This is a genomic window from Pseudomonas sp. P4_D7 (assembly GCF_056401755.1).
In genome coordinates, this window is sequence record NZ_JBFUIR010000024.1 from 103288 (window position 1) to 129366 (window position 26079).

Genomic DNA, 26079 nt, shown 5'->3' on the forward strand with positions numbered 1-26079 from the left:
ACGCGCTAAGGTTCCGCTCCCCGACGCGCTTAAATCTGCTGTGCTCCGCCGCGCGGGGATCGCTGGCGGCCGGCACCCGTGACCTGACGAGTAAACGATGGCTGATTTACCGATCAACGACCTAAACGTCGCCTCTAACGAGACCCTGATCACTCCCGATCAGCTCAAGCGTGATATTCCTCTGAGCGATGCTGCCCTGCGCACCGTCACCAAGGGCCGCGAAGTCATTCGCAACATTCTTGATGGCACCGACCACCGTCTGTTCGTAGTGATCGGCCCGTGCTCGATCCACGATATCAAGGCTGCCCACGAATACGCCGATCGCCTCAAGGTGCTGGCTGCGGAAGTCTCCGACACCCTATACCTGGTCATGCGCGTGTATTTCGAGAAACCACGGACCACCGTGGGCTGGAAAGGCCTGATCAACGATCCGTACCTGGACGACTCGTTCAAGATTCAGGACGGCCTGCACATCGGTCGTCAGTTGCTGCTGGATCTGGCCGAAAAAGGCCTGCCGACCGCCACCGAAGCCCTCGACCCGATCTCCCCGCAGTATCTGCAGGACCTGATCAGTTGGTCGGCCATTGGCGCGCGTACCACCGAATCGCAAACCCACCGGGAAATGGCGTCCGGCCTGTCCTCGGCAGTCGGCTTCAAGAACGGCACCGACGGCGGTCTGACTGTGGCGATCAACGCCTTGCAGTCGGTGTCCAGCCCGCACCGCTTCCTCGGCATCAACCAGGAAGGTGGCGTGTCGATCGTCACCACCAAAGGCAATGCCTACGGTCACGTGGTGCTGCGCGGTGGTAACGGCAAGCCGAACTACGATTCGGTCAGCGTTGCCCTGTGCGAGCAGGCGCTGAACAAAGCGAAGATCAAGCCGAACATCATGGTCGACTGCAGCCACGCCAACTCCAACAAGGATCCGGCCCTGCAACCGCTGGTGATGGAGAACGTCGCCAACCAGATCCTCGAAGGCAACCAGTCGATCATCGGCCTGATGGTCGAAAGTCACCTGAACTGGGGCTGCCAGGCGATTCCGAAAGACCTCGCCGACCTGCAATACGGCGTGTCGATCACCGATGCCTGCATCGACTGGTCCGCTACCGAGAACACCCTGCGCAGCATGCACGCCAAGCTCAAGGATGTTCTGCCAAAACGCCAGCGCAGCTGATACGCGTTTTACAGGCATAAAAAAACGCCGGGCAATGCCCGGCGTTTTTGTGTGTGCGATTCAGATCTTGGCGGCGCGGCGCTGATGACGCTCCATGTAGCGCTCGACGTAGGAGCAAGACGGGATCACCGTGTAGCCCATTTCTTCGGCGTACTGCAGCGCGCTTTCGGTCAGCGCTGCGGCAATGCCACGGCCACGCAGGGCATTGGGCACAAACGTGCGATAGATATCCAGGGTCTGTTTCCCCAGATCCATATAGGTCAGGTAGGCACGATGACCGTCCACATTGGTCTCGAACTGATGACCAGCCTGGTCATGGTGGATGGACAACGCCTCGCTCATCACTACTCCTCGCGGGTCTTGAATTCTGACCCCTACCTTACCGATGTTTTTCCGGCGAAGGAACATCTACGCCACCCCGTGCCTGATGGACACCGAGAAGAGCCACACCGATCTCGCGCAACCTGGCACCTGATAAATAGTAGGCACCATTGGCAAAAATGCTCAAGGTACGCTCGTCATCAAGCGGGTTGACGGGGGTTGCTCCGATGGACGCAGGGTGGGCCTGGAAGAAGATCTTGCCAAACCGGTCACCTGAACATTGCCGGATGTTGAGACTTAAGACGTGCAGCGTTTTTTAAAGTCACCTCAACATGGACAAAGATAAGCGAAGCAGCACGCAAATTCGGAACAAAAGTGTCGACGTATTCATCTAGAAAGACTTTAGCCAAGACTGCAAAAACAGCACGTGGCAACGGGAACTTTTTCTCATTAACTCGCTCAGCTCGGGGCTTGTAGCTGTATATTTTTTAAACAGCGCAGTTAAAAGTTGCTCGAAAAAGAATCAACGCCTACAATTTTTTTTGCTTCTTGCCTTACGTCAGTTTACTTACTACAAGTAATGGGTAGTATGTACGCCGGCTATTTCCTCAATCGTGAGGAGACAGCCACTTAATTGAAAGTCCTTGAAGGGGAACACGATGAACAACGTTCTGAAATTCTCTGCTCTGGCTCTGGCCGCAGTTCTGGCTACCGGTTGCAGCAGCGCATCGAAAGAAACCGAAGCACGTCTGACCGCTACTGAAGACGCAGCTGCTCGCTCCCAGGCTCGTGCAGACGAAGCTTACCGTAAAGCTGATGAAGCTCTGGCTGCTGCTCAAAAAGCACAACAGACTGCTGACGAAGCTAACGAGCGTGCTCTGCGCATGCTGGACAAAGCAAGCCGCAAGTAATAATCCTTCGGGGTTGTTATCGAGCCGACCCGATTTTTCGGGTCGGCTTTTTTGTGCCCGATGCTTTTGCCCGGGCAATAAAAAACCCGCCGGCGCTGTACGCATCGGCGGGCCTTTAACCTCGACTTACTGCTGCAAGTCGATCGGTGTACTCGAAACCATCGGGGCCGAGGCACTCGGCGTGCCGATTTCCGTTGGCAGGCCATCTTCGGCCGCGACCACATCACGCACCACATCCCAGTTCACCCGCAGGTTGCTGGTGACGTCTTCACGCTTGAGCATCGCGTTGATCACCGCAGTGTGCTTGTCGACCACCGACGGGTTGCCCTTGTCGTCGATCGGCGTGTGCGCTTCCAGATAAACCTTGCCGCCACTGCTGCCGAACTTGTAGGCATCGTTGAGGATACGCACCGACGTGCCTACCGGCACCATGCTGGCCATTTCCAGCACGTTATTGTTGAACATGCGGAAGCAGCCGTGACTGGTGCGCATGCCGATACCGAATTTCTTGTTCGAACCGTGGATCAGGTAACCCGGCGTACCCAGGGTGAACTTGAACGGGCCCAACGGGTTGTCTGGGCCGGCCGGCACTACGTTTGGCAGCGGATCACCGTCTGCGGCGTGTTCAGCCTTGATCGACGCTGGAGGCGTCCAGGTCGGGTTTGGCGTTTTGGCGATGATCGAGGTGTGGGCGATTGGCGAGCCCCAACCCTCACGACCGATACCCAGCGGGAACGTGTACACCACGTTGCGGCCTTTCGGGAAGTAGTAGAGGCGGTATTCGGCAAGGTTGATAACGATGCCTTCGCGCGGGCCCGGCGGCAGAATGAAGCGGGTCGGCAAGACGATTTCAGTGCCGGCACCCGGCAACCAGGCATCGACGCCCGGGTTGGCCGCGACCATCTCCGAGTAGCCCAGATCGTACTTCGTGCCCAGATCGGCGAAGGTATCTTCGTACTTGGCTTTGATCACCTGCACCTGACCGATGATGTCTTCACCGGGTGGTGGCAGGGGAAACTCCAATGCAGCAACGGGACCGGCCACACACAGGGCGGCAAGTGACAGGCAGCGGGTGACGGCAGGAAAGCGCGGCAACATCCGGAAAATCCTTCGCATGATCAACAAGGGTATAAGAGCGCGATTGTACACCGCACTTTGAATATTCGGGGAGATCACCCCATTGCAGGCGACAAGGTGTTCCAGGTGGGAGCGAGCTTGCTCGCGAAAGCAGTGGGTCAGTCGCCAAAAATGTTAACTGACTTGGCCTCTTCGCGAGCAAGCTCGGCTCCCACAGAATCAGAGCTCGAAACGCAGCTCCGGCCAGATCGGCGAGGTGCCGCGCTTCTGCGATTCCAGAATCGCCCGGCACAGCGAGCACAGGCGCTGATCCTGAAACACCCGGCGATCAACGCTCGACCAGCGCGGTTGCGCCGGCAGCAAGCTGCCGCACAGGGTGCGATCAGCCGAACCACCGAGTTCGAGTTGACGGGTCACCAGATGCACCCGCACTTCCTGGCAGGCGAACAGATCCAGCTGTTCGTCAGGCTCGATCAGTTGGTAGGCAAACAGGGACCAGGCAGAACGCGACATCGGGGGCTCCAGATAAGGGGGCGCCACATTAGCCGAAAGCCTGTCCTTAGAAAAGCCTCATAACAGCGGTTTTAGCGTCGGCCAGACATTTTCCAGCAACTTGCCCTGAGCCCCGGCTGCCGGGTGCAGACCATCGGCCTGCATCAGGTCCGGATGACCGCCCACACCGTCGAGGAAAAACGGTACCAGGGGGATCTTTTTATCGTTGGCGAGTTTGCCGTAGACCTCGGCGAAGGCATCGGTGTAACGCTTGCCGTAATTGGGCGGCAGTTGCATGCCGAGCAGCAGCACCTTGGCCCCGCTCTGACGCGAGCTGTCGATCATCGAGGCAAGATTTTGTTGCAATTGAGTTGGCGGCATTCCACGCAAGCCATCGTTGCCACCCAGTTCGAGGATCACCAGTTCCGGCTTATGCTCTGCAAGCAGCGCCGGCAGCCGTGCCTGGCCTCCGGCGCTGGTGTCGCCGCTGATGGAGGCATTGACCACTTTGTCGTCGAAACCCTCCTGTTTGAGCCGTTGTTCGAGCAACGACACCCATCCCAAGCGGGTATCCAGTCCGAAACCGGCGCTGATACTATCGCCAACGATCAGGACAGTACCCGCCGCTGCGTTCTGGGCCATGCACATCAAGGCCAGGCCAGCACTCAAAAACCACACACGCATCGGATTCTCCATGGGCGCAAGCATTCTCACCGCGAAGAACCTCAGCAAAGTGGTTCCCAGCGCGGAAGGTGAACTGACTATCCTGCACGAACTCAGCCTGGAACTGAACAAGGGCGACAGCCTCGCCATCGTCGGCGCGTCCGGTTCGGGCAAATCCACCCTCCTCGGCCTGCTCGCCGGCCTCGACTTGCCGAGCAGCGGCGAAGTCATCCTCGCCGGCCAGGGCCTGAGCAATCTCGACGAAGACCAGCGTGCACGCATTCGTGCCGAGCATGTCGGCTTCGTCTTCCAGTCCTTTCAGTTGCTCGATAGCCTCAACGCACTGGAAAACGTCATGCTGCCGCTGGAACTCGACGGCCGCAAAGATGCGCGTGAACGGGCCACCGAATTGCTCCAGCGCGTCGGTCTCGGCCAGCGCCTGACGCACTCGCCGCGCCAGCTCTCCGGTGGCGAGCAGCAACGTGTGGCCATTGCCCGCGCCTTCGCAGCCGAGCCTGACGTGCTGTTCGCCGATGAACCGACCGGCAACCTCGACAGCCACACCGGCGAGCGCATCAGCGACTTGCTCTTCGAATTGAACAAGGAACGCGGCACCACCCTGGTGCTGGTGACACACGACGAACGCCTGGCCCATCGCTGCCGGCGCCTGATCCGTCTTGAAGCCGGGCTGTTGGTCGCCCCTCTGGAGCCTTGATGGCACGTTTGCCGCTGTTGCGTCTGTTCAGTCTCGCCATACGCCAACTCATGCGCGATGCCCGCGCCGGGGAATTGCGTGTGTTGTTCTTCGCGCTGGTGGTGGCGGTGGCGGCGAGTACCGCCATCGGTTATTTCGGCGCCCGCCTCAACGGCGCCATGATGCTGCGCGCGACCGAATTTCTCGGTGCCGATCTGGTGCTGGAGGGCAGCTCGCCAGCCCGTGAAGAACAGATCAGGAGTGGCACCGAGCTGCGTCTGAAGCATGCGCAAGTGGTGGAATTCTCCAGCGTCATCGCCACCGACAATGGCATTCAGTTGTCGAGTATCAAAGCCGTCGACCGTGCCTATCCGTTGCGCGGCGAACTGAAGAGCGCACCCGCGCCGTTCGCCACCGAAGAATCTGGCGGCGAACCGCAACCCGGCGAAGCCTGGGTCGAGGCACGCCTGCTGACTGCACTGGATCTGAAAATTGGCGACAGCATCGATGTCGGCATGAAGACGTTGAAACTGGCCCGAGTACTGACGTATGAACCGGATCGCGCCGGCAACTTCTATAGCCTCACGCCGCGAGTCATGATCAACCTCGACGACCTCGCGGCCACCGGCGTGGTGCAACCCGGCAGCCGCGTGAGTTACCGCGAGCTGTGGCGCGGTGAACCGCAGGCGCTGGAAACTTATCGACAACTGATCAAACCCGGGCTCGCCGCGAATCAGCGGATTCAGGACGCCCGCGATGGCAACCGGCAGATCGGCGGTGCACTCGGTAAGGCCGAGCGCTATTTGAATATGGCCAGTCTGGTCGCCGTCTTGTTGGCCGGAGTGGCGGTGGCATTGTCGGCCAACCGTTTCGCCAGTCGCCGTTTCGACGCCAGTGCCTTGCTGCGCTGCCTCGGTCTGTCGCGGCGGGAAACCATGGTGCTGTTCAGTCTGCAGTTGACTGTACTCGGGCTGTTCGCCGCACTCAGCGGTGCGCTGCTCGGCTGGCTGGCGCAACTGGGCCTGTTCGCACTGCTGCATGATTTGTTGCCAAGCGACGTTCCACCGGGCGGTGTGTTTCCCGCCGTTGCCGGGATCGGCACCGGGCTGGTCGCCTTGGCCGGGTTCGCCTTGCCGCCACTGGCCGCATTGGGTCGTGTGCCGCCGCTGCGTGTATTGCGCCGCGACATGCTGCCGATTCCGTCGAGCACCTGGATGGTTTACGGCGCAGCATTAGGCGCCCTCGGCCTGATCATGTGGCGCCTGAGCCTCGATCTGCTGCTGACATTCGCCTTGCTCGGCGGTGGCGTGGTCGCCGCGTTGGTATTGGGCGGTTTGCTGTTGTTGCTGCTGCAAAGCCTGCGGCGGATGCTCGCCCGTGCTTCGCTGCCATGGCGCTTGGGCCTGGGCCAGTTGCTGCGGCATCCGTTGGCAGCGGCCGGTCAGTCGCTGGCCTTCGGCCTGATTCTGCTGTCGATGGCCTTGATCGCCCTGCTGCGCGGCGAATTGCTCGACACCTGGCAAAACCAGTTGCCGAAAAACGCGCCGAACTACTTCGCCCTGAATATTCTGCCGGCAGATAAACAGGCTTTCACCGATCACCTGATAAAAGTGTCCGCGCAAGCCGCACCTCTTTATCCGGTCGTACCCGGCCGATTGATCAGCATCAACGGCGAAGCTGTGCAGCAAATCGTCAGCAAGGATTCGGCAGGCGATCGCGCTGTGCAGCGCGACTTGAGCCTGACCTGGGCGGCGGATTTGCCGGCGGGGAACAAGCTCACTGCCGGTGAGTGGTGGAAAGATCAGCCAACCGACGGTGTTCCCGGCGTATCGGTGGAAGGCAAAGTCGCCGAAAGCCTCAAGCTCAAACTCGGCGATCACATGGTGTTCAGTGTCGGCGGGGTCAACCGTGAAGCGAAGGTCACCAGCCTGCGCGAGATCAACTGGGACAACTTCCAGCCGAACTTCTTCATGATCTTCCAGCCCGGCACCTTGAAGGATCTGCCGGCGACTTACCTGACCAGCTTCTATCTGGCCCCCGGCCATGATCAGCAGATCGTCGAACTGTCGCGCGCATTCCCGGCGGTGACCATTCTTCAGGTCGAGGCCCTGCTGGAACAACTGCGCAGCATCCTCGCCCAAGTCACTTTGGCGGTCGAATATGTGTTGTTGTTTGTGTTGGCGGCGGGTATGGCCGTGCTGTTTTCCGGTTTGCAGGCAACGCTGGATGAACGTATCCGCCAAGGTGCACTGTTGCGTGCATTGGGCGCGGAGCGGCAGTTGCTGATCAAGGCGCGGCGCATCGAATTCGGCCTGCTCGGTGCAGTCAGCGGATTACTCGCCGCGATCGGCTCGGAAGTGGTGAGTCTGGTGTTGTATCGCTACGCGTTCGATCTGCCGTGGCATCCGCATCCGTGGTTGCTGGTGCTGCCGTTGATTGGCGCGGCGTTGATTGGTGGTGCCGGTGTATTCGGTACGCGTCGGGCACTCAACGCAAGTCCACTGACAGTGTTGCGTGAGGGTTGATAGACTCAAGCGGTCTTAATCAAAAGAAGTTGCCATGAGCCGTTATCGCCCTCCCCGCACCGCCGGCACCGCGCTGATCACCCCTGAAGGTGAAGCGCGGATGCGCGCCGAATTCCATGAGTTGTGGCATGTGCGCCGCCCGCAAGTGACGCAATCGGTCAGCGAGGCCGCGGCTCAGGGCGATCGTTCGGAGAACGCCGAGTACACCTATGGCAAGAAGATGCTGCGCGAGATCGACAGTCGCGTACGCTTTCTCACCAAACGTCTGGAAGCGTTGAAAGTCGTCAGTGAAAAACCCAGCGATCCGAACAAAGTCTACTTCGGCGCCTGGGTGACCATCGAGGACGAAGACGGCAAGCAATCGCGCTACCGCATCGTCGGCCCCGATGAACTGGATCTGAAACTGGGCCTGATCAGCATCGACTCGCCACTGGCCCGCGCCTTGATCGGCAAGGCGCTGGATGCTGAAGTCCGGGTGCAGACGCCGACCGGCGAGCAGTTCGTTTACATCGTCGCCATCGACTATCCGTAAAGCGAATCAGCGGCGGGTGATCAGGCCCTGCCGCGCAACGCGCACCAGTTGCTTGATCATCTCCGGCGCATCTTCAGCGCTCGGCGTCTGAATCACCGCCAGATCAAAACTGTCACTGGCAAAACGTGACAGCGACTCGCCGTCTTCAACGAACTGGATCAGGAACGCGGCAGGACCGCCACTGCGCCGTGGCCAGCCATCGAGATAACGCAGCAGCGTTGGCTGATGTTTGCCGCCAAGGAGAATTTTCGGGTTGCGTTGAGTGATATGCGCAGTGATCGGCGCGGGACGTGCTGGAGGGCGTAGTGCATTCATCGTGTCGTGTCTCTGCCTCAAAAGTCTGCATGGCAGGTGAGAGGCAACACCGAACCAGCGCTTTAGCGGTATTTCGAAGCCCTGTTCCGGCTTCTGACGGCAACTTTTGAAGTCACCTGGCGCCCCGCAAGTAGCTGTTTAAATCGGCGCATGGGCAACATCCTAGAGAACGTGACCGATCAGTGTCAAGAATCAGCCGCAACAAAAAAGGCCCGCACAATGCGGGCCTGTTCCTTGAGCCAGAGCGCTTAACCGGCGATGGCGCGGTCCACCGAGAGCTTGCCGGCGCCTTCGATCAGGACGGCGAGGCTGCCACCGAGCAGAGCCAGGGCGAACTCGTAACCGTTGTTGGCCATAAACAGACCGTTGCTGATGTGAACGGTGAAGATCGCCACCAGCGACAGAAAGGTCAGACCCAATGCTGCCGGACGCACCAGCAGGCCAATGATCAACGCCAGGCCAGCGAAGAACTCAGTACCGCCCGCCAATGTGGCCATCAGGTAGCCCGGGTGCAGACCGATGCTGTCCATGTACTGCGCGGTGCCCGCCAAACCGTAACCACCAAACAGACCGAAAAGTTTTTGCGAACCGTGAGCCGCAAAGATTACGCCGACAGCAATGCGCAGGATGGTCAGACCATAGCCAGCGCGGGTGAACAGTACTTTGTTGATCAGAGAGCTCATGGGGCGTTCCTTGTTTTTGCGAGAAGTTATGTGTGTTGGTTGGCCGCTATATTAATCAATAAATTTCATGTTAAAAGCGCAAATATTCCGCCATAACAATCAGTTTATTAGATCATTTCCGTGAGACGACTTTTTGCGCCCCGGGCTCCAACGACTCCCGCTCCCGGTCGAACGCCAAGTAATACTTGTTCACGCTATTAACATAGCTGACCGGCCCCATTCCTACCTGCTCCATGGCAATGCGTTCGACCTGGAAGAACCACTGATTGGGGTTCAGTCCACGCCGCCGGGCTTCAGCGCGCATGCCCTGCACGCGCTCTGGGCCGATGTTGTAGGCCGCCAACGTGAAAGCCATGCGTTCACGCTCATTGAGCTTTGGGCTGTTGAAGAACTTGCGACGGATCATCGCCAGGTACTTGGCCCCGGCCTGCACATTCGCATCGAGATTTTGAATGTTGCTCACGCCGACTCGCTGAGCGGCAGAAGGCGTGATCTGCATCAGCCCGGTCGGACCACTGCCGCTGCGGGCATTGGGTTGCAGGCGTGACTCCTTAAACGCCAGTGCGGCCAGATTCAGCCAGTCCATGTTCTGCGCGTCGGCATGCTTTTGCAGGGTCGGGCGCAGTTTTTCCAGGCGCTGGCGATCAGCCTTGGCCAAGGGATAGTGGACTTGATAGAGACGCCGATAGATGCGCAAAAACGCCGCATCTTCATTGGATGGCTTCTTGTAACCGCCGAGAAAGCGATCGATGCTCGCGCGCAACATCGAGGCATCGCGGCGTACGAACCAGTACTCCTCGCCCGGCTCACTGATTATCAGTTGCCGGTCAAAACGCAGCTTCGGCAGGATCTTGCCCCAACGCTCAGCGATAGGTTGCTCGACGATGGTCAGGTGGAAAATGCCACCCTGAACCATCTCCAGCACGTCTTCGACCGCCAGGGTCGGATCGACCCATTCGATCTTGATCGGCGCCAATTTGTGCAACGCCAGTTTCTGATTGAGCTGACTGACCGCCTCCCCCGCCGCACTGCCGGTCGGCAACGCCAGGGTTTTGCCGGAAAGCTGCTCGACCTTGGTGTAGCGCCGCTCGCCCTTGATCCCGACCAGCACCAGCGGCACATTGCTGGCAATCGGTTCGCTACTGGCGACCGCGAAGCCCGCTTGCAAATCGAGCAATTCGCCCGGCGCGACCAGATCACCCTCGCCCCGCTGCAAGGCGCCGAGCAGTTGGTCCTTGGCTTTGGGAATGATCTTGAGGGTGATTTCCTGACCATCGCGGGCATGGCCGTTGAGGTATTGCTCGAAGGCGCGCAGGCGATGGTATTCGACGCCGATGGCCTGGCCCTGGACTTCGCCGGAGCTGTTGCGGCTCTGATTGACCAGCACCCGCAACACGCGGCTGCTACGAATCTCGGACAAGTCGCGCACCTTGGCCGCCGGCACGGCTTGCAGCGGCCCGGGCAGGCGCGCAACCGCCGTCATCGGCAGTAGCAGCGAGCCACACAACAGGAGCAAAACCGAGGGACGAACCATCCACTCTCCGGAAAGAATACGGGGCGATTTCATCGTTAAAACGTCGAAATCACCGACGAAAACAGAGCGCCATGAGCGCTGGCAACGTGCGAGAGACTGGCACAGTAATGGCACTTCTACCAAACCGGTCTGCGTCGCGGCATCAACAGACAGCTATAACTCGTTGTAGTTCTTGGCTTTTCTTATGAATCTACAGCTCTGGTATGCTTTCCGGCCTTCGGCCCGAGGTAGCAACCATGCAACTCATCGATATCGGCGTCAACCTGACCAACCCCAGTTTCGCCGACAAACATCAGGCCGTACTCGAGCGCGCCTATGCCGCGGGCGTGTGCCAACTGGTGCTGACCGGCACCAGCGTCGAGGGCAGCGAGCAAGCCCTGGAGCTGTGCCAGCAACTCGATGAAAGCGGCCAGCGCCTGTTCGCCACCGCCGGTATTCATCCGCATTCGGCCAGTGACTGGAACGTTGATAGCGCAAGCCGTTTGCGCAGTCTGCTGCAGGAGAAAAACGTGGTAGCCGTGGGTGAATGCGGGCTGGATTTCAACCGTGATTTCTCGCCGCGCCCACAGCAGGAAAAAGTCCTTGAGGAACACTTGGCGCTAGCCGTTGAACTGCAAATGCCAGTGTTCCTGCACGAGCGTGATGCCAGCCAGCGCCTGCTGGAAATCCTCAGAGACTTCCGCGATCAATTACCCGCCGCTGTGGTGCATTGCTTCACCGGCGAGCAAAAAGCCTTGTTCAGCTATCTCGACCTGGATCTGCACATCGGCATCACCGGCTGGATCTGTGATGAGCGCCGAGGCACGCATTTGCATCCGCTGGTGAAAGAGATCAAACGCGGGCGCTTGATGCTGGAAAGTGACGCGCCTTATTTGCTGCCGCGCACGCTGCGCCCGAAGCCGAAAAACGGTCGCAATGAGCCGGCGTATCTGACTGAAGTGCTGCGTGAAGTGGCGCTGCATCGTGGCGAAACCGAGGAAGATCTGGCGGCGCACACCACCGCGTGCGCCCGCGCGTTCTACAACCTCCCCACCCTTTCCTGACACACCCCAATTTCCTCTGTAGGAGTGAGCCTGCTCGCGATGGCGGCATCAGCAACACCACCGAATTTGGATCCTCGCCGCAGGATGTTAGGGACCGTGCGGTCTGTTGACTCATATCAAGATCCGCAAATCTGCATAGCGGCACAATAATGGCACCTTGCCAAAACTGTTTCCGCTATCAGAGAAGACCTCCATGGGTGCCTGGCTTAGCAATATCTCGCTGAAATACAAATTCTGGGCGGTCAATGCGGTCGCCTTCGTCACCACCTTGCTGCTGGTGCTGTACGCCGTGCAGCTCGAACAACAGGCGCGCAGTCACGCATCGCAAGCATCCGCGCAGGCCCAGGCACAATTGCTCAAGGCCTGGCCGGCCGGGCAGCCATTGCCGAAAGCTGATCAAGTGCTGACCTTTAAACGCGGCGAAGCACCGCGCCTGAACGATCAACCCTTGCTGGAAATCACGGAAAGCAACGGCTGGAACGACATCAATCATATGCCGCTGTTCGGCGACAATCCGTTAATGGGCGCCGAAGTGTTCAGCCGCGCCGATGGTCAGCAGGTCGCGGTGATTGCCTATGGTCCGAGCCTGAGCCAAGTGTTCAGCGAACGTTTCGCCAACTATGCGGTGGCAGTGTTCATCCTGATGTTCGCCATGCTGTGCGCCTCGCAACTTTTAATCCGCTTCCTGCTCAGCCAGCTCAACACCTTGAAAGACGTGATGCTCCACGTCGAGAAAAGCGGCGATCTCTCGGCCCGTGTGCCGCTGGCCGGTAAAGACGAAGTCGGGCAGATGGCCAATGCGTTTAACGCGATGCAGGCCGGTTACCAGCGCGTTGTGACGACCGTCGCCAACACCGCACGGCAACTGGATGTCGGCGCGGCACGGCTGGCGTCGAGCATGAACGAAGTGCGCCACGGCATGCTCGGCCAGCAGAGCGAAACCGATCAGGCCGCCACCGCGATCAACGAAATGACCGCCACCGTTTACCACATCGCCCAGCACGCCGGCGCCACCCGCGACCTGTCGCAGACCGCCGATGGCCTCGCCGGCAGCGGTCAGCAAGTGGTCGCGCGGGTGCAGCAGTCGATTGCCGGACTCTCCAGCGGAGTGCAGCAGACGGCCGAGATGATTCAACGGCTGGCCGAGGACAGTCAGAAGATCAACGGCGTGGTCAGCGTGATTCACAGCATTGCCGAGCAAACCAACCTGTTGGCACTGAACGCCGCCATCGAGGCGGCCCGCGCTGGGGAGATGGGCCGCGGCTTTGCCGTGGTCGCCGATGAAGTGCGTAACCTCGCCAAACGCGTGCAGACCTCGACCGACGAGATCACCACGATGGTCTCGGCCTTGCAGGCTGGCACTCGCGATGCGGTGGATTTCATGCAGGAAAGTTCGTACAAGGCCGACGACTGCGTGCAGCAAGCGCAAGAGGCCGGTGCGGCGCTGGCGGAAATCACCGGCGCGGTGGCGCAGATGCGTGAGAGCAACACGCAGATTGCCGTGGCGGCGGAGCAGCAGAGCCAGGTCGCGGAAGAGATGAACCGGGCGGTGGTGAGCATTCGTGATGTGACCGAGAACACGGTGCAGCAGACTGTGGATTCGGCGACCACGAGTAATGAACTGGCGACGTTGGCCGGGGAATTGAGCAAGGCGATCGGTCAACTGAAACTCTGACGGCCCCTTCGCGAGCAAGCTCGCTCCCACAAGGGGATTTGTGTGCGCACCGATCCAATGTGGGAGCGAGCCTGCTCGCGAAAGCGTCAGCCCCGGCAACATCGAATCTTGCGATGACGCCTATCACTTCAATAGCCAACCTTGATTCGCCGCCCTCCGTGCCCAGGCCTATTCTTCAACCATATGTTCAACAAGGATCGAGGAGTAGAAAACATGGGCAAACGTCACCCCAACCTTCCCGCGTGGCAATGGCGCGCGTACCCGGGCAATCACCAGCACCCGACCAATCTGGTGCTGCACCTGATTGCCGTGCCGTTGTTTATCGTCGCGTTTCTACTGATCGTCTCCGGGGTGTTCAGCCTGAGTCTGGCCAGTGTGGCTATCGGCGTGATCGGCATCATCGCGGCGCTGGGTTTGCAGCGTCACGGCCACAGCCTGGAGGCGCAAGCCTCCGAGCCGTTCAGCGATCGTAAAGATGCCGTCTCGCGTTTACTGGTCGAGCAGTTTCTGACCTTTCCGCGCTTCTTTCTGAGTGGCGGCTGGTGGCGCGCCTGGCGTGAACGCCACCGTCGGCATTGAGTCAGGCGAAAATCGTAACGGTCTGGCGACTCATGGCAATCAACTCTCCTTCTGCGCTCCACAGCTTGGCGGCGACATGGCCGTAGCCGTCGGCGGCGTATTCGATATCGGCCAGATATTGGCACCAGTCCAGCGTGCTCAAATCGTGCAGCGGCTGCACGAATTCGATGGTCCAGGTCAGCGTGCTACCCGGTGCCGGCTTCTTCAGATATGGCAACAGCGCGGGCGGCCACGCGTCCACCAGGGCCAGCAGATGCGCCTCGTTGACCGGTTCTTCTTTGACATCTCCGCGTAACCGCACCCAGCCGCCCATCAGCCGCGATTGCGTGCCGGTGAACGGCATGCCGCCGACGCTCCAGCGCATCGCCAAATGACGCATGAATTCTGGGGTCACGCCTTTGATATAGGGTAATTCCTGGCATTCGTCCCAGTGTTTCATTGACGGCGCCGGATAGGCTTCGACTGCCACCTCCGACGGCCGCGAAGCACCGAAGCTGCCTTGAACGATCGTTACCACCTGACCATTCTGCATCGCCCGGCCCATGACCTGGCTGACGGCCTTGCCTTCGCGCAGTACATCGACTTCGAAACTCACCGGGACTTCAGGTTCGACAGGGCCGACAAAGGTGATCGCCAGCGAACGCACCGGGCGATCCGCCGGGACTTTCGCGCGCATGGCTTCGTATTGCAGCGCGGCCACCAGACCACCGAAACTGGCACGGCCTTGGCCCCATTCGGCAGGGATCGTCAGTTCCGGTTGGCGGCGGACCGCCGCGAGCAGATCGCTAAAGCGCATGGCAACCTCAGAAAACAAGAAAGGAATGCAGGGATCTTAACCAGAGCTGCAGAGCGCCGCAGCGTCTATTCCGGTCAAATGGGCTGACAGAAAGGCCTTACACCTATATCCGCCATATTGAAGATCCCTTGTAGGAGCGAGCCTGCTCGCGATAGCGGTCTGACAGCCAACACAGTTGTTGAATGTCATACCGCTATCGCGAGCAGGCTCACTCCTACAGGGATTTGTGGTGATTTCAGGATTATTTGAAACAGGCTGAACTGAGTTTTTCCAGCACGCGATCTGCCTTGCTTTCGGCTTTGATCATGGTCGCCTGCCAAGTGGCGACACAGGGCTGCAGATCCGCCTCAAGCTCAGCCTTCGCCAGCCACTGCCAGCAATCGTGCCAGTCGCCCAGCGCGCCTTGGGCAGACTTGAGGCGAGCCAGCGCCGCCTCGGGCAAGCGGTCGAGTTCGGGATAGGCCTCGATGCCATAGCGCACGCGCTTGATCAGCAGGCGCAGGCGATGGCGGTCATGGGTCGGGTCGTGCAGCGCCTCGTCGAGCTTCTGCCATTGCTTGCCCAAGCGTTTTTCGATGCGTTTGTCCAAGCCCTTGAGCAAGCCCTGACGCTGAGACGCACGCAGAAATCGTGGGAAAGCGTCGAGAATCATCAGCAGCGAAGCCACCTCGGCGCTCGCCGCCAGCGCCGGATAAGCCTCGGCCATTTGCGCCATGCGCCGTTGCGCCGCTGCCGGTTGATCATGCGCAAGCAGATAAGCCGCCAGCACCTCGCGATCACGCCACGGCGTGGTCAATTGGCCGACCGCCGAAGCGGCATCTTCCAGTTGTTCGACACCGGGCAGACCGCGCAATGGCCGCAACAGACTGCGCAAGCGCCGCACCGTGGTGCGCAGATCATGTAGCGCCTCGGGGTCGGTCCGTGCAGTGAGCCGTGCCTGACAGGCCAGCAGGCGCACTTCCAGACTCAGGACATGAGCCACCAACCGGTCAACCAACGCAGACATCACTTGCTCCTGATTCAAATGGCTTCAAGGTTCATTTTGCCGCTCAGTCAAAGCAGCGTCCTTGCTTCACGTCAGCAGCTTAGCGGCCAGCGCGGGATTCGCGAATGTAGAAGCGCGCTTTCTCGGCTTTGTTGCTGCAGCCTTCGAACCCTTCGAATTGCTGCTGGGTCTTCGCCGCGGTCAGCAGCGACAACGCTTTGGAGTAGCTGACAGTGCCGGCAAAGCCTTCGGCCTTGGCCAGATCCAGCTCATGCCAAGCCGCGTCGAGCTGGCTGCCGCAGCTGTCGCGGTAAGCGGTTTTACCGGCGCAACCGGCCAATGCCAGAGCCATCAACGGCACACAGATCCAGGCTTTCATCACTCACACCTCAAATAGGTCAACAGTCGTGCAGGTAAGACGGCCGGGCTACGAAAAAGTGCCTTGCCGGCGGGTGAAACCGCGCAACTGAGAAGGATAGCGCTGAAGGGCCATGCAGTAGCGAAAAAACGACGTCACCGGCGCACTCAACGACTTCGGCGATTGAGCCTGCCCGGCGATGGGTGCATTGTGGAACCTTGTCGGGAGGACGCTGGATGAAAAAAAAACGTGTCGCGCTGGTACTGGGCTCCGGTGGCGCCCGGGGCTATGCCCATATCGGGGTCATTGAAGAGATCGAGAAACGCGGTTACGAAATCGCCTGCATTGCGGGGTGTTCGATGGGCGCCGTGGTCGGTGGGATCTATGCCGCCGGCAAACTCGACGTCTACAAGAACTGGATCGAAAGTCTCGACTATCTGGATGTACTGCGCTTGGTCGACGTGAGTTTTCGCCTTGGCGCGATTCGCGGCGAAAAGGTCTTCGGGCAGATCCGCAAGATCGTCGGTGAGGTCAACATCGAAGACTTGCGCATCCCCTACACCGCCGTCGCCGCCGACCTCACCAACCAGCAGGAGATCTGGTTTCAGGAAGGCTGCCTGCATCAGGCGATGCGCGCCTCGGCGGCGATTCCCAGCCTGTTCACCCCGGTGATGCAAGGCAATCGCATGCTGGTCGACGGTGGCATTCTCAACCCCTTGCCGATCGTGCCCGTGGTGTCGAGTCACTGCGATCTGATCATTGCGGTCAATCTCAATTCGACCAATCAGCGTCACTACAAATTGCCGGTGATCCAGCGCCCTGCCGCTTTTCGCTCACGCTTCGACAGCCTGATCAGTTCGTTGGGATCGAAGATGCCATTCCGCCGTACACAGGCCGAGCAATTGTTGCGGCTCGAACAGGAAGCACTGCGCGCCGAAGCGGCGGACATCAATCCCTGGCTGGACGGCGCCGAGCCGGAAAGCCAGCAACCGGCAGCCGCGCCCGAGCGTGAAGGCGCACCGAAATCGGCGACTGGTTCATTCATCATCGATAACGTCGGGCCGGCCTCGTTGCTGGATCTGATCAACCAGAGTTTCGAGGTGATGCAGACCTCGCTGGCGCAGTACAAGATCGCCGGATATCCGCCGGATATCCTGATCAATGTACCGAAGCGGGTGTGCCGGTTTTTCGAGTTTTACAAGGCGCCGGAGTTGATCGCATTGGGACGCGAGATTGCCCGGGATACGCTGGATCGGTATGACAGTGAGCAGGGATGACTGGCTAAAATTCTTCATTGAATTTGAGGACCTCTTCGCGAGCAAGCTCGCTCCCACATTTGGAATGCATGCCCCTGTGGGAGCGAGCTTGCTCGCGAAAGCGCCAGATCGGCCAATACAAAACTACAGGCTGTTCTCACTCAACAGCCGATAGCCAACCCCGGCTTCCGTGACAATAAACCGCGGCCGCGTCGGGTCATCCGCCAGTTTCTGGCGCAAATGCCCCACCACAATCCGCAGATAATGGCTGTCCTCGGTGTGCGTCGGCCCCCAGATATCCTTGAGCAATTGTTGCTGGGTAATCACCCGCCCCGGATGCCGTGCCAGTTGCGCCAGCACCGCGTATTCCTTGCGGGTCAGCGCCACTTCGACACCGTCGAGCAACACCCGCCGATAAGCCAGATCCACGGTCAGCGGGCCGAAGCTCAGCGCCGCCTGCTGCGCCTCCCCTGCCGGAGCCTGACGCAACAAGGCGCGAACCCGCGCGAGAAACTCCTGAATGCCGAACGGTTTGGTCACGTAGTCATTGGCACCGCCATCCAGCGCCTGGACTTTCTGCCCTTCGCTCGCGCGCACCGACAGCACCAGCACCGGCGCCGTCGCCCACTCGCGAAACTCGCGCAGCACTTGCTGGCCATCCATGTCCGGCAGGCCTAAATCGAGCACCAGCAGGTCCGGTTTGTTCAGCGCCGCTTGCGCCAAACCCTCGGCACCGTTGCCGGCCTCAAGCACTTTATAGCCCTGTGAGGTAAGGCTGATGCGCAGGAACTTACGGATCTGCGGTTCGTCGTCGATGACCAAAATGGTCGTGGTCTGGCTCATGAATTCACATCAACACAAATGATTGGCAAGAGAGTAGCGCAGTCAGCTTCAGCCTTCATCGTCCATCCCCGGTTGCGTCTGCAACGGCAAGTGCAAAGTGATGCAGGTGCCGTGTCCGTCGATGCCGTCGGCGACGCTGATGCGCCCGCCGTGCGCGCCGACCATGCCCTGACAGATCGCCAGGCCGAGGCCGGTGCCCTGGCCGCCGCGATCACCCCGGGCAGCGGTGTAGAACATGTCGAAAATCTTCGCCCGTTCATCCTCCGGAATCCCCGGCCCTTCGTCGCTGACCGAGAAGAAAATCTCTTGGTCACTCGCGCCCGCACTAAGTTGCAAGCGACCGTGAGCGGGTGAAAAACGTGCGGCGTTTTCCAGCACGTTGACCAGCGCCTGCTCGATCAGCGCCGCATGCACGAACAACAGCGGTAACTCGGCCGGCACATCAGTGCTGACCTGCAACGGCGCGAGCACCGCGCGCAGGCGATTGAGCGAACTGCCGACGATATCGGCCGGCGACACCCAGTCCCGCGCCAGCTTCAGCGCGCCGTGGCCGAGGCGGGTCATGTCGAGCAGATTCTGGATGTAGCGATCAAGGCGCTCGGCTTCATCGCGGGTGCCTTCAAGCAGTTCACGACGATCTTCCAGCGGGATCGCTTCGCCGAGGGCCAACAGGCTGTCGATGCTGCCGCGCATGGCCGTCAGCGGCGTGCGCAAATCGTGGGATACGGAGGCCAACAAGGCACTGCGCAGTTGTTCGGTTTCACCGTGCAGGCGTGCGGCTTCCAGGTCATCAGCCAACTGCGCGCGCGCCAACGCTTGGGCGAGCGGCTGACTCAACGCGGTCAGCAAACGCCGACGCTGGCCGCTCAAGGTCTGGCCTTCTTTCGCACAGACCCCGAGCAGCGCCAGCGGCCCGTCCTCGACCGACAGCGGCCACCACCACCAGCGTCCGAACGGCAGTGTGCCAGTGCCCATGCCTGCCGGTTGATCGTGTTGCCAGGCCCAGTCAGCGGCGGCGCGTTCGGACTCGGTAAACTCCAACGGCCCGCCGGTCTCGACCTTCCAGCCGCCCTGCCCGTCCCGGTTGAGCAGGCATAACTGCAGATCGCTCCAGCCATTGAGGTGTTGCGCGGCAGCGCTGACCACCGCTTGGCGATCCGTCGCGGCAGTGAGTTTGCGCGACAGGTCGAGCAGTTCAGTGGTCTCTTCCTGGGTGTCGCGCAGGGCTTGCAATTGCCGACGCTGACGCGCCGCGAGGTTGCCGGTGAGCGCTGCCATCAACAGGAAGAACAGCAAGGTCAGCACGTCTTCTTCGCGCTGAATGCTGAAGGAAAAATTCGGCGGGATAAACAGGAAGTCATAGGTCAGAAACGACAGCGCGGCACAGGCCAGCGCCGGACCGAGACTGCTGCGCACCGCCACCAGCAGCACCGCCGCAAGGAACACCAGCGAGATGTTCGGCAGCGGCAGCACGCTCGACACTGCCCACGCCAGGGCGGTGGCCAATACGGTGGCGACCAGCGCCAAGGCATAGTCGAACCACACCAGGGTCAGCGCGTTGCGCGGGCGCGGTTGATGCTGTTGCTGATCGCTGTCGAGGACGTTGATTTCCAGCCCGTGAGCCTGACGCAGCAGGCGCGCCGCGAGTCCGCCGCCGAACAGACGCCGGCGTAAATGTGGCCGGGACTGGCCGACCAACACCAGGCTCGCACGGCGTTCGGCAGCATGCTGGATCAGGGTTTTCGCCACCTCACCGGCGCGCAGCAACACCACTTCACCGCCCAGGCGCTCGGCCAGTTGCTGAGCGCTTTGCAGGCGCAGGCGCGATTGCTCGTCGCGTACGCTGCCGTTATCGACATGCACCAGACTCCACGGTAAATGCCGGCGCTGGGCAACGCGACTGGCGTGGCGCACCAGGCGTTCGGCCTGCGCATCACCATCGACGCCGACCAGCAAGCGCCCGCGCACCGCCGGGGCCGCCTGACCGAGTTGGCGATAGCCTTGGGCGAGATCGTTATCGACCTGTGCGGCAGCGGTTTGCATCGCCAGTTCGCGCAATGCGGTGAGGTTGGTCTGGGTGAAAAACGCATCGATCGCCGCACGCGCCTGCTCCGGCACGTAGACCTTGCCTTCACGCAAGCGCTCGAGCAATTCGCGCGGCGGCAGGTCGATCAGCAGCAGTTCGTAAGCTTCTTGCAGCACCCAGTCCGGCAGGGTTTCGCGCACTTGCACACCGGTGATGCCGCGCACCTGATCGTTGAGACTTTCCAGGTGCTGGACGTTGACCGTGGTGAACACGTCGATGCCGGCGGCGAGCAGTTCCTGAATGTCTTGCCAGCGTTTCGTGTGGCGACTACCGGGCGCGTTGCTGTGGGCCAGCTCATCGACCAGCACCAGTTTCGGTTTGGCCGCGAGAATGCCGTCGAGGTCCATTTCTTCGAGCATCACGCCACGGTATTCCGAGCGCACCAACGCTTGCTGCGGCAAGCCGCCGAGCAGCGCTTCGGTTTCGGCGCGACCATGGGTTTCGACGACGCCAGCGATGACTTTCACGCCTTGGCGCAATTGCGTGTGGGCGGCCTGGAGCATGGCGTAGGTCTTGCCGACACCGGGAGCGGCGCCGAGGAAAACCTTGAGCCGGCCACGGCCGTCACGGGGCAGGTCTGCTAACAGCGCGTCGGCGCGGCCGGAGTCGCTCATGCTGGGAGTTCTCTCTTGCTGATGTTGATTCGGTGTTCGTTATGGCCCCTTCGCGAGCAAGCTCGCTCCCACATTTGGAACGCGTCCTCCTGTGGGAGCGAGCTTGCTCGCGAATGGCAACATCACAGAACTACAGTTTTTCCAGTGCCATGTTCAGCGCCAGCACATTCACCACTGGCGGTCCCACCAGCGGCTGTTCGGTATGCGCATCGAGCAGTTGCTGAAGAGTCGATACCGGCAAGTTTCGCGCTGCCGCAACTCGCGCCAGTTGATAGGCAATTGCCGCCGGTGGCAAGTGCGGATCGAGACCACTGCCGGAGGTGGTCAGCAGGGCCAATGGCACTGGGCCTTGGCCGGGAACCTGGAGTTTGTTGGCGTCGTCGATCACGCGGGTTGCCAGTGCCGGATTGCTCGGGGCCAGGTTGCTCGCGCTGCTGGAAACGGTCGCAAACGCACCGGCGGAGGGACGTGGATGAAACCACGCATCGCCGACAAAATCCTGCGCGATCAGCGACGAGCCGCGGACCTTGCCGTCGGCGTCTCGCACCAGGCTGCCATTGGCTTGGGCGGGGAATGCGACTTGCGCAACACCGGTCACCACCAGTGGATAGGCGACACCGGTGACCAGGGTCATCAGCACCAGCAGGCTCAGGGCCGGACGTATCATTGTGGACATTTCAAGATCCTCGAATTCGTTGGGCAAACTTTTGCGGGGGGTCAGGGAGATCTTTTCCCCCTCACCCCAGCCCTCTCCCCCAAGGGGGCGAGGGGGAAAGGGAGCCGATCTTTGTGCTTTTCAAGACCTGAGTTCGGCTCGGTATTTCAGGTCGATGTACCTCTGTTGAGCCACTCGGTCAGTCCCCTCTCCCTCTGGGAGAGGGTTAGGGTGAGGGGCTTTTTCCGGCCTCACACCAGATGCAGCGCCGTGAGCAACATGTCGATCGCCTTGATCCCCACGAACGGCACCAGAATCCCGCCCAGTCCATAGATCAGCAGATTGCGTCGCAGCAGCGCTGCCGCACTCGCCGCCTGCACGCGCACACCGCGCAGCGCCAGCGGAATCAGCACAACGATGATCAAGGCGTTAAAGACGATCGCCGAGAGAATCGCGCTCTGCGGACTGGTCAGTTGCATGATGTTCAGCACGCCCAGTTGCGGATAGATCGAAGCGAACAGCGCCGGCAGAATCGCGAAATATTTGGCCACGTCGTTGGCGATGGAAAACGTCGTCAGCGCACCGCGCGTCACCAGCAATTCCTTGCCGATCTGCACCACGTCGAGCAGCTTGGTCGGGTCGCTATCGAGGTCGACCATGTTMGCCGCTTCGCGGGCAGCCTGGGTGCCGTCGTTCATCGCCATGCCGACGTCCGCCTGAGCCAGCGCCGGCGCGTCGTTGGCACCGTCACCGCACATCGCGACCAGACGACCATCGTTCTGCTCGTGACGGATACGTGCGAGTTTTTTCTCCGGGGTGGCTTCGGCGAGGACGTCATCAACGCCTGCTTCAGCGGCGATGGCGGCAGCGGTCAACGGGTTGTCGCCAGTGACCATCACGGTACGAATGCCCAGTTTGCGCAGCTCGGCAAAACGCTCGCGAATGCCCGGTTTGACCACGTCCTTGAGGTGGATCGCGCCAAGCAATTTGCCGTCAGCGCAGACCAGCAACGGCGTGCCGCCGCTCTGGGCGATCTTGTCGATTTCCCGCGACAGGGCCGGAGCCAGATCCGAGCGTTTTTGGCCGAGGAAACTCAGCAGCGAATCCACTGCACCTTTGCGGTAGACACGGCCCTGATAGTCGACCCCGGACAAACGGGTTTCAGCGCTGAAAGGCACAGCGGTCAGGGTTTCCAGCGCCGGCTCAGGCTGCGGATGCAGACCACGCAGGTATTCGACGATGGATTTACCTTCAGCGGTTTCGTCAGCCAAAGAAGCGAACAGCGCACCTTCGGCCAGCTCGCGACCACTCACACCCGGCGCGGCATACACCGCACTGCAACGACGGTTACCGAAGGTGATGGTGCCGGTCTTGTCCAGCAGCAACACATGCACGTCGCCCGCCGCTTCCACCGCACGACCGGACTTGGCGATCACATTGAGGCGCACCAGACGATCCATCCCGGCGATACCGATCGCCGAGAGCAAACCACCGATGGTGGTCGGGATCAGCGTAACCAGCAGCGCCACCAGAAACACCAGCGGCAGGCTGCCGTTGGCGAAATGGGCGAACGGTTGCAGGGTCACGACCACCAGCAGAAAGATCAGGGTCAGGCCGATCAGCAGGATATCCAGCGCCACTTCGTTCGGGGTTTTCTGGCGTTTGGCGCCTTCGACCAGCGCGATCATGCGATCGAGGGTCGACTCGCCCGGATTGGCGGTGATCTGCACCAGCAACCAGTCGGAGACCAGACGCGTGTTGCCGGTGACGGCCGAGCGGTCGCCGCCGGACTCACGAATCACCGGCGCCGATTCACCGGTGATCGCCGCTTCGTTGACCGCCGCGATGCCTTCAATGACTTCGCCATCACCGGGGATCATCTCCCCGGCTTCGACGCGCACCACATCGCCTTTGCGCAGACTTGCCGCTGGCACAACTTGAAAGCTGCCGTTGGCCTGTTTACGCCGTGCGCTGAGGCCTTCGCTGCCCGCCTTGAGGCTGTCGGCGCGGGCCTTGCCGCGACCTTCGGCCAAAGCTTCAGCGAAGTTGGCGAACAGCACGGTGAACCATAGCCACAGGGCAATTTGCGCCGCCACGAAAGTCGGTACATCGGCGTCAGGAATGAAGCACAGCACGGTGGTGAAAATCGCCGTCAGCTCAACCACCAGCATCACCGGCGAACGTTTCAGTTGCCGTGGGTCGAGCTTGACGAAAGCTTGCACCAGCGCCGGCCGCCACAGGGCCGAGATCGCGGTTTTCGCTTGTTCCGGCGCCTTGACGGCAGCGGGTTTGATTGCGGGCATATTCATCATTCAGTCCTCAGAAGCCCATGCTCAGGTGTTCGGCAATCGGGCCAAGCGCCAGAGTCGGCAAGAAGGTCAGGCCGCCCACCAGCAAAATGGTCACGGTCAACAGGGTCACGAACAGCGGGCCATGAGTCGGGAAGCTGTTCTGGCCGATCGGTGCGGTTTTCTTCATCGCCAGGCTGCCGGCCAGAGCCAATACCGGGAGGATGTAGCCGAAGCGACCGATCAGCATGCCCAGACCCAGCATCAGGTTGTGGAACGGTGTGTTGGCACCCAGGCCACCGAACGCCGAGCCGTTGTTGGCGCTCGCCGAGGTGTAGGCGTAGAGCAATTGACTGAAACCGTGCGGGCCGGGGTTACTGATGGTCGCCGCAGCACTGGGAACCGCTGCGGCAATCGCACCGAGCACCAGCACGCCAACCGGCATGACCAGCAGGGTCACCACCAGCAATTGCACTTCGCGCGCCTGGAGTTTCTTGCCGAGGTATTCCGGCGTACGCCCGATCATCAGACCGGCGAGGAACACCGCGATCAGCACGTTGAGCAACATGCCGTAGAGCCCCGCACCGACGCCGCCGAAGATCACTTCGCCGACCATCATGTTGACCAGCGCGACCATGCCGCTGAGCGGGTTGAGGCTGTCGTGCATGCCGTTGACCGAACCGTTCGAGGCGGCCGTGGTGGTCACCGACCACAGCACGGTAGCGGTGGTGCCGAAGCGCGTTTCTTTACCTTCCAGCGGCGCGGTCTGTTCGACGGCAGCGTTGTTCAGGGTCGGGTTCGGTTGATATTCGGCCCACAGCGAGGTCGCGCCGCCGATCAGGAACAGCGCCAGCATGCAGGCGATGATCGCGCGGCTCTGACGCAGGTCTTTGACGTAGTGGCCGAAAGTGAACACCAGCGCCACCGGGATCAGAATAATTGACGAGACTTCGAACAGGTTGCTCCACGCGCTCGGGTTCTCGAACGGGTGCGCCGAGTTAACGCCGAAGAAACCGCCACCGTTGGTGCCCAGTTGCTTGATCGCAATCTGACTGGCCGCCGGGCCGAGCGGGATCACTTGATCAACGCCCTGCATCGTCACCGCATTCACATACTGCGCGAAGGTTTGCGGCACGCCCTGCCAGACCAGATACAGTGCCAGCAACAGGCACAGCGGCAGCAGACCGTAGAGGGTGGCGCGGGTCATGTCGACCCAGAAGTTGCCGAGGGTTTTCGTCGATTTGCGGCCGATGCCACGGCACAGTGCGACCAGAACGGCGAGGCCAGTAGCGGCGCTGACAAAGTTCTGCACGGTGAGGCCGATCATCTGGCTCAGGTAGCTCAGAGACGCTTCACCGCTGTAGGACTGCCAGTTGGTGTTGGTCATGAAACTGACGGCCGTGTTGAACGCTTGCGTCCATTCCATGCCCGGCAGATTTTGCGGGTTCAGCGGCAAGTGATCCTGGAACAGCAGAATCGCGAACAGTAGGAGGAAACCGGCGAGGTTGAAGGCCAGCAGCGCCAGCGTGTACTTCTGCCAGCTCTGCTCGGCGTTAGGATCAACCCCGGCGACGCGATAGCAACCGCGCTCGACCGGGCCGAGAACCGGCGTCAGCCAGGTGCGCTGACCTTCCATCACCTTGTAGTAGAAGCGCCCGAGGAACGGCGCCGGCAGCAAGACCACCGCAAAAAACGCGAGGATCAGCCAATAGTCATAACTGTGCATAGCCGCTCCTAGTTCCGATCCGCGCGCAACAGCGCAACCAACAGATAAATGAACAGCCCCACTGCCAACAGCAGTGACACCCCGTCCAGAACGCTCATGGAAGATCTCCGTGTTACGGCGTATTGCCGTGTGTGCAGGCATTGTCGGAAAGGAGGCTGTAAAGGAACGAGAGCGAGGGTGTTGGCTGTGCATAAAGAAAGCGTAAAGAGTGGATTTATGCCGGCGTTACAGGTGGGTTTTGCACCTTATGGGCG

Annotated in this window: 25 protein-coding genes; 9 read left to right on the forward strand and 16 right to left on the reverse strand. The window is 60.7% G+C overall.

Features of this window, described 5'->3' with window-relative positions; all coding sequences use genetic code 11:
* The first annotated feature begins 97 nt into the window (after positions 1-97).
* Positions 98-1174 (forward strand): 3-deoxy-7-phosphoheptulonate synthase, encoded by a 1077-nt coding sequence (locus tag AC1DVF_RS16840; RefSeq protein ID WP_007908583.1) that lies wholly within the window; start codon positions 98-100, stop codon positions 1172-1174.
* 60 nt (positions 1175-1234) lie between these two features.
* On the opposite strand, the gene AC1DVF_RS16845 is transcribed toward AC1DVF_RS16840, so the two are convergent.
* Positions 1235-1516 (reverse strand): GNAT family N-acetyltransferase, encoded by a 282-nt coding sequence (locus AC1DVF_RS16845; protein WP_003226804.1) that lies wholly within the window; start codon positions 1514-1516, stop codon positions 1235-1237.
* Positions 1517-2154: 638 nt separating this feature from the next.
* On the opposite strand from AC1DVF_RS16845, the gene oprI reads away from it, so the two are divergent.
* Positions 2155-2406: an outer membrane lipoprotei OprI gene (gene oprI / locus AC1DVF_RS16850; protein ID WP_003199355.1), complete on the forward strand. Its 252-nt coding sequence runs from the start codon at positions 2155-2157 to the stop codon at positions 2404-2406.
* Between the two features lie 126 nt (positions 2407-2532).
* On the opposite strand, the gene AC1DVF_RS16855 is transcribed toward oprI, so the two are convergent.
* The 3 genes from AC1DVF_RS16855 to AC1DVF_RS16865 form a co-directional block, all read right to left on the reverse strand.
* Complete coding sequence (locus AC1DVF_RS16855) at positions 2533-3504, reverse strand: L,D-transpeptidase family protein (RefSeq protein ID WP_460091797.1); 972 nt, start codon at positions 3502-3504, stop codon at positions 2533-2535.
* A 198-nt stretch (positions 3505-3702) separates the two neighbouring features.
* Positions 3703-3996 (reverse strand): hypothetical protein, encoded by a 294-nt coding sequence (locus AC1DVF_RS16860; protein WP_007908575.1) that lies wholly within the window; start codon positions 3994-3996, stop codon positions 3703-3705.
* A 57-nt stretch (positions 3997-4053) separates the two neighbouring features.
* Entirely contained in the window at positions 4054-4659 is a 606-nt protein-coding gene (locus AC1DVF_RS16865; RefSeq protein WP_150706461.1) for an arylesterase, read from the reverse strand.
* Between the two features lie 10 nt (positions 4660-4669).
* On the opposite strand from AC1DVF_RS16865, the gene AC1DVF_RS16870 reads away from it, so the two are divergent.
* Genes AC1DVF_RS16870 through greB form a run of 3 tightly spaced genes read left to right on the forward strand, consistent with a single transcriptional unit; the run spans position 4670 to position 8389 of the window.
* Positions 4670-5353, forward strand: a complete 684-nt coding sequence (locus AC1DVF_RS16870; RefSeq protein WP_007908572.1) for an ABC transporter ATP-binding protein — start codon at positions 4670-4672, stop codon at positions 5351-5353.
* Positions 5353-7857 carry an ABC transporter permease gene (locus AC1DVF_RS16875; RefSeq protein ID WP_460129707.1) on the forward strand — a complete coding sequence of 835 codons (2505 nt, stop codon included), beginning with the start codon at positions 5353-5355 and terminating at the stop codon, positions 7855-7857. Before AC1DVF_RS16870 ends, AC1DVF_RS16875 begins: the two co-directional genes overlap by 1 nt.
* Before the next feature lie 34 nt (positions 7858-7891).
* Positions 7892-8389, forward strand: a complete 498-nt coding sequence (gene greB / locus AC1DVF_RS16880) for a transcription elongation factor GreB (RefSeq protein ID WP_003226818.1) — start codon at positions 7892-7894, stop codon at positions 8387-8389.
* Positions 8390-8395: 6 nt separating this feature from the next.
* Here the strand turns inward: greB and AC1DVF_RS16885 are convergent, their stop codons facing one another.
* From AC1DVF_RS16885 to AC1DVF_RS16895, 3 genes are all read right to left on the reverse strand, one after another.
* Positions 8396-8704 carry a hypothetical protein gene (locus tag AC1DVF_RS16885; protein ID WP_093435191.1) on the reverse strand — a complete coding sequence of 103 codons (309 nt, stop codon included), beginning with the start codon at positions 8702-8704 and terminating at the stop codon, positions 8396-8398.
* Between the two features lie 248 nt (positions 8705-8952).
* A complete protein-coding gene (locus AC1DVF_RS16890) occupies positions 8953-9387 on the reverse strand; it encodes a DoxX family protein (RefSeq protein WP_007908568.1) in 435 nt (144 codons plus the stop codon).
* Positions 9388-9499: 112 nt separating this feature from the next.
* On the reverse strand, positions 9500-10921 hold the full coding sequence (locus AC1DVF_RS16895) for an MltF family protein (protein WP_477782815.1): 1422 nt from the start codon (positions 10919-10921) through the stop codon (positions 9500-9502).
* 236 nt (positions 10922-11157) lie between these two features.
* On the opposite strand from AC1DVF_RS16895, the gene AC1DVF_RS16900 reads away from it, so the two are divergent.
* The 3 genes from AC1DVF_RS16900 (at position 11158) to AC1DVF_RS16910 (ending at position 14218) form a co-directional block, all read left to right on the forward strand.
* Positions 11158-11964, forward strand: coding sequence for a TatD family hydrolase (locus AC1DVF_RS16900; protein WP_099756859.1), 807 nt, complete (start codon positions 11158-11160; stop codon positions 11962-11964).
* A gap of 193 nt (positions 11965-12157) precedes the next feature.
* Positions 12158-13639: a methyl-accepting chemotaxis protein gene (locus AC1DVF_RS16905; protein ID WP_477782816.1), complete on the forward strand. Its 1482-nt coding sequence runs from the start codon at positions 12158-12160 to the stop codon at positions 13637-13639.
* Between the two features lie 213 nt (positions 13640-13852).
* Positions 13853-14218: a DUF962 domain-containing protein gene (locus AC1DVF_RS16910; RefSeq protein WP_034155260.1), complete on the forward strand. Its 366-nt coding sequence runs from the start codon at positions 13853-13855 to the stop codon at positions 14216-14218.
* A 1-nt stretch (position 14219) separates the two neighbouring features.
* Here AC1DVF_RS16910 and AC1DVF_RS16915 read toward each other — a convergent pair whose 3' ends face one another.
* From AC1DVF_RS16915 to AC1DVF_RS16925, 3 genes are all read right to left on the reverse strand, one after another.
* Positions 14220-15014, reverse strand: a complete 795-nt coding sequence (locus AC1DVF_RS16915; RefSeq protein ID WP_477782817.1) for an acyl-CoA thioesterase — start codon at positions 15012-15014, stop codon at positions 14220-14222.
* Between the two features lie 241 nt (positions 15015-15255).
* Positions 15256-16020, reverse strand: coding sequence for a CHAD domain-containing protein (locus tag AC1DVF_RS16920; RefSeq protein ID WP_320337701.1), 765 nt, complete (start codon positions 16018-16020; stop codon positions 15256-15258).
* A 79-nt stretch (positions 16021-16099) separates the two neighbouring features.
* Positions 16100-16378, reverse strand: a complete 279-nt coding sequence (locus AC1DVF_RS16925; RefSeq protein WP_064120270.1) for a hypothetical protein — start codon at positions 16376-16378, stop codon at positions 16100-16102.
* A gap of 215 nt (positions 16379-16593) precedes the next feature.
* Here AC1DVF_RS16925 and AC1DVF_RS16930 point away from each other — a divergent pair, with 215 nt between their 5' ends.
* Positions 16594-17634 (forward strand): patatin-like phospholipase family protein, encoded by a 1041-nt coding sequence (locus tag AC1DVF_RS16930; protein ID WP_093435209.1) that lies wholly within the window; start codon positions 16594-16596, stop codon positions 17632-17634.
* Positions 17635-17757: 123 nt separating this feature from the next.
* Here the strand turns inward: AC1DVF_RS16930 and AC1DVF_RS16935 are convergent, their stop codons facing one another.
* The 6 genes from AC1DVF_RS16935 to kdpF all read right to left on the reverse strand — a co-directional run bounded on the left by AC1DVF_RS16935 (position 17758) and on the right by kdpF (position 25923).
* Positions 17758-18456, reverse strand: a complete 699-nt coding sequence (locus AC1DVF_RS16935; RefSeq protein WP_093435212.1) for a response regulator — start codon at positions 18454-18456, stop codon at positions 17758-17760.
* Between the two features lie 48 nt (positions 18457-18504).
* Entirely contained in the window at positions 18505-21156 is a 2652-nt protein-coding gene (locus AC1DVF_RS16940) for a DUF4118 domain-containing protein (protein WP_477782818.1), read from the reverse strand.
* 130 nt (positions 21157-21286) lie between these two features.
* Positions 21287-21832 carry a potassium-transporting ATPase subunit KdpC gene (gene kdpC / locus AC1DVF_RS16945; RefSeq protein WP_093435218.1) on the reverse strand — a complete coding sequence of 182 codons (546 nt, stop codon included), beginning with the start codon at positions 21830-21832 and terminating at the stop codon, positions 21287-21289.
* 230 nt (positions 21833-22062) lie between these two features.
* Positions 22063-24120, reverse strand: coding sequence for a potassium-transporting ATPase subunit KdpB (kdpB, locus tag AC1DVF_RS16950; RefSeq protein WP_477782819.1), 2058 nt, complete (start codon positions 24118-24120; stop codon positions 22063-22065).
* Positions 24121-24130: 10 nt separating this feature from the next.
* Positions 24131-25825 carry a potassium-transporting ATPase subunit KdpA gene (gene kdpA / locus AC1DVF_RS16955; protein ID WP_093435224.1) on the reverse strand — a complete coding sequence of 565 codons (1695 nt, stop codon included), beginning with the start codon at positions 25823-25825 and terminating at the stop codon, positions 24131-24133.
* Positions 25826-25833: 8 nt separating this feature from the next.
* Positions 25834-25923: a K(+)-transporting ATPase subunit F gene (gene kdpF, locus AC1DVF_RS16960; protein WP_007899818.1), complete on the reverse strand. Its 90-nt coding sequence runs from the start codon at positions 25921-25923 to the stop codon at positions 25834-25836.
* Between the last annotated feature and the right edge of the window lie 156 nt (positions 25924-26079).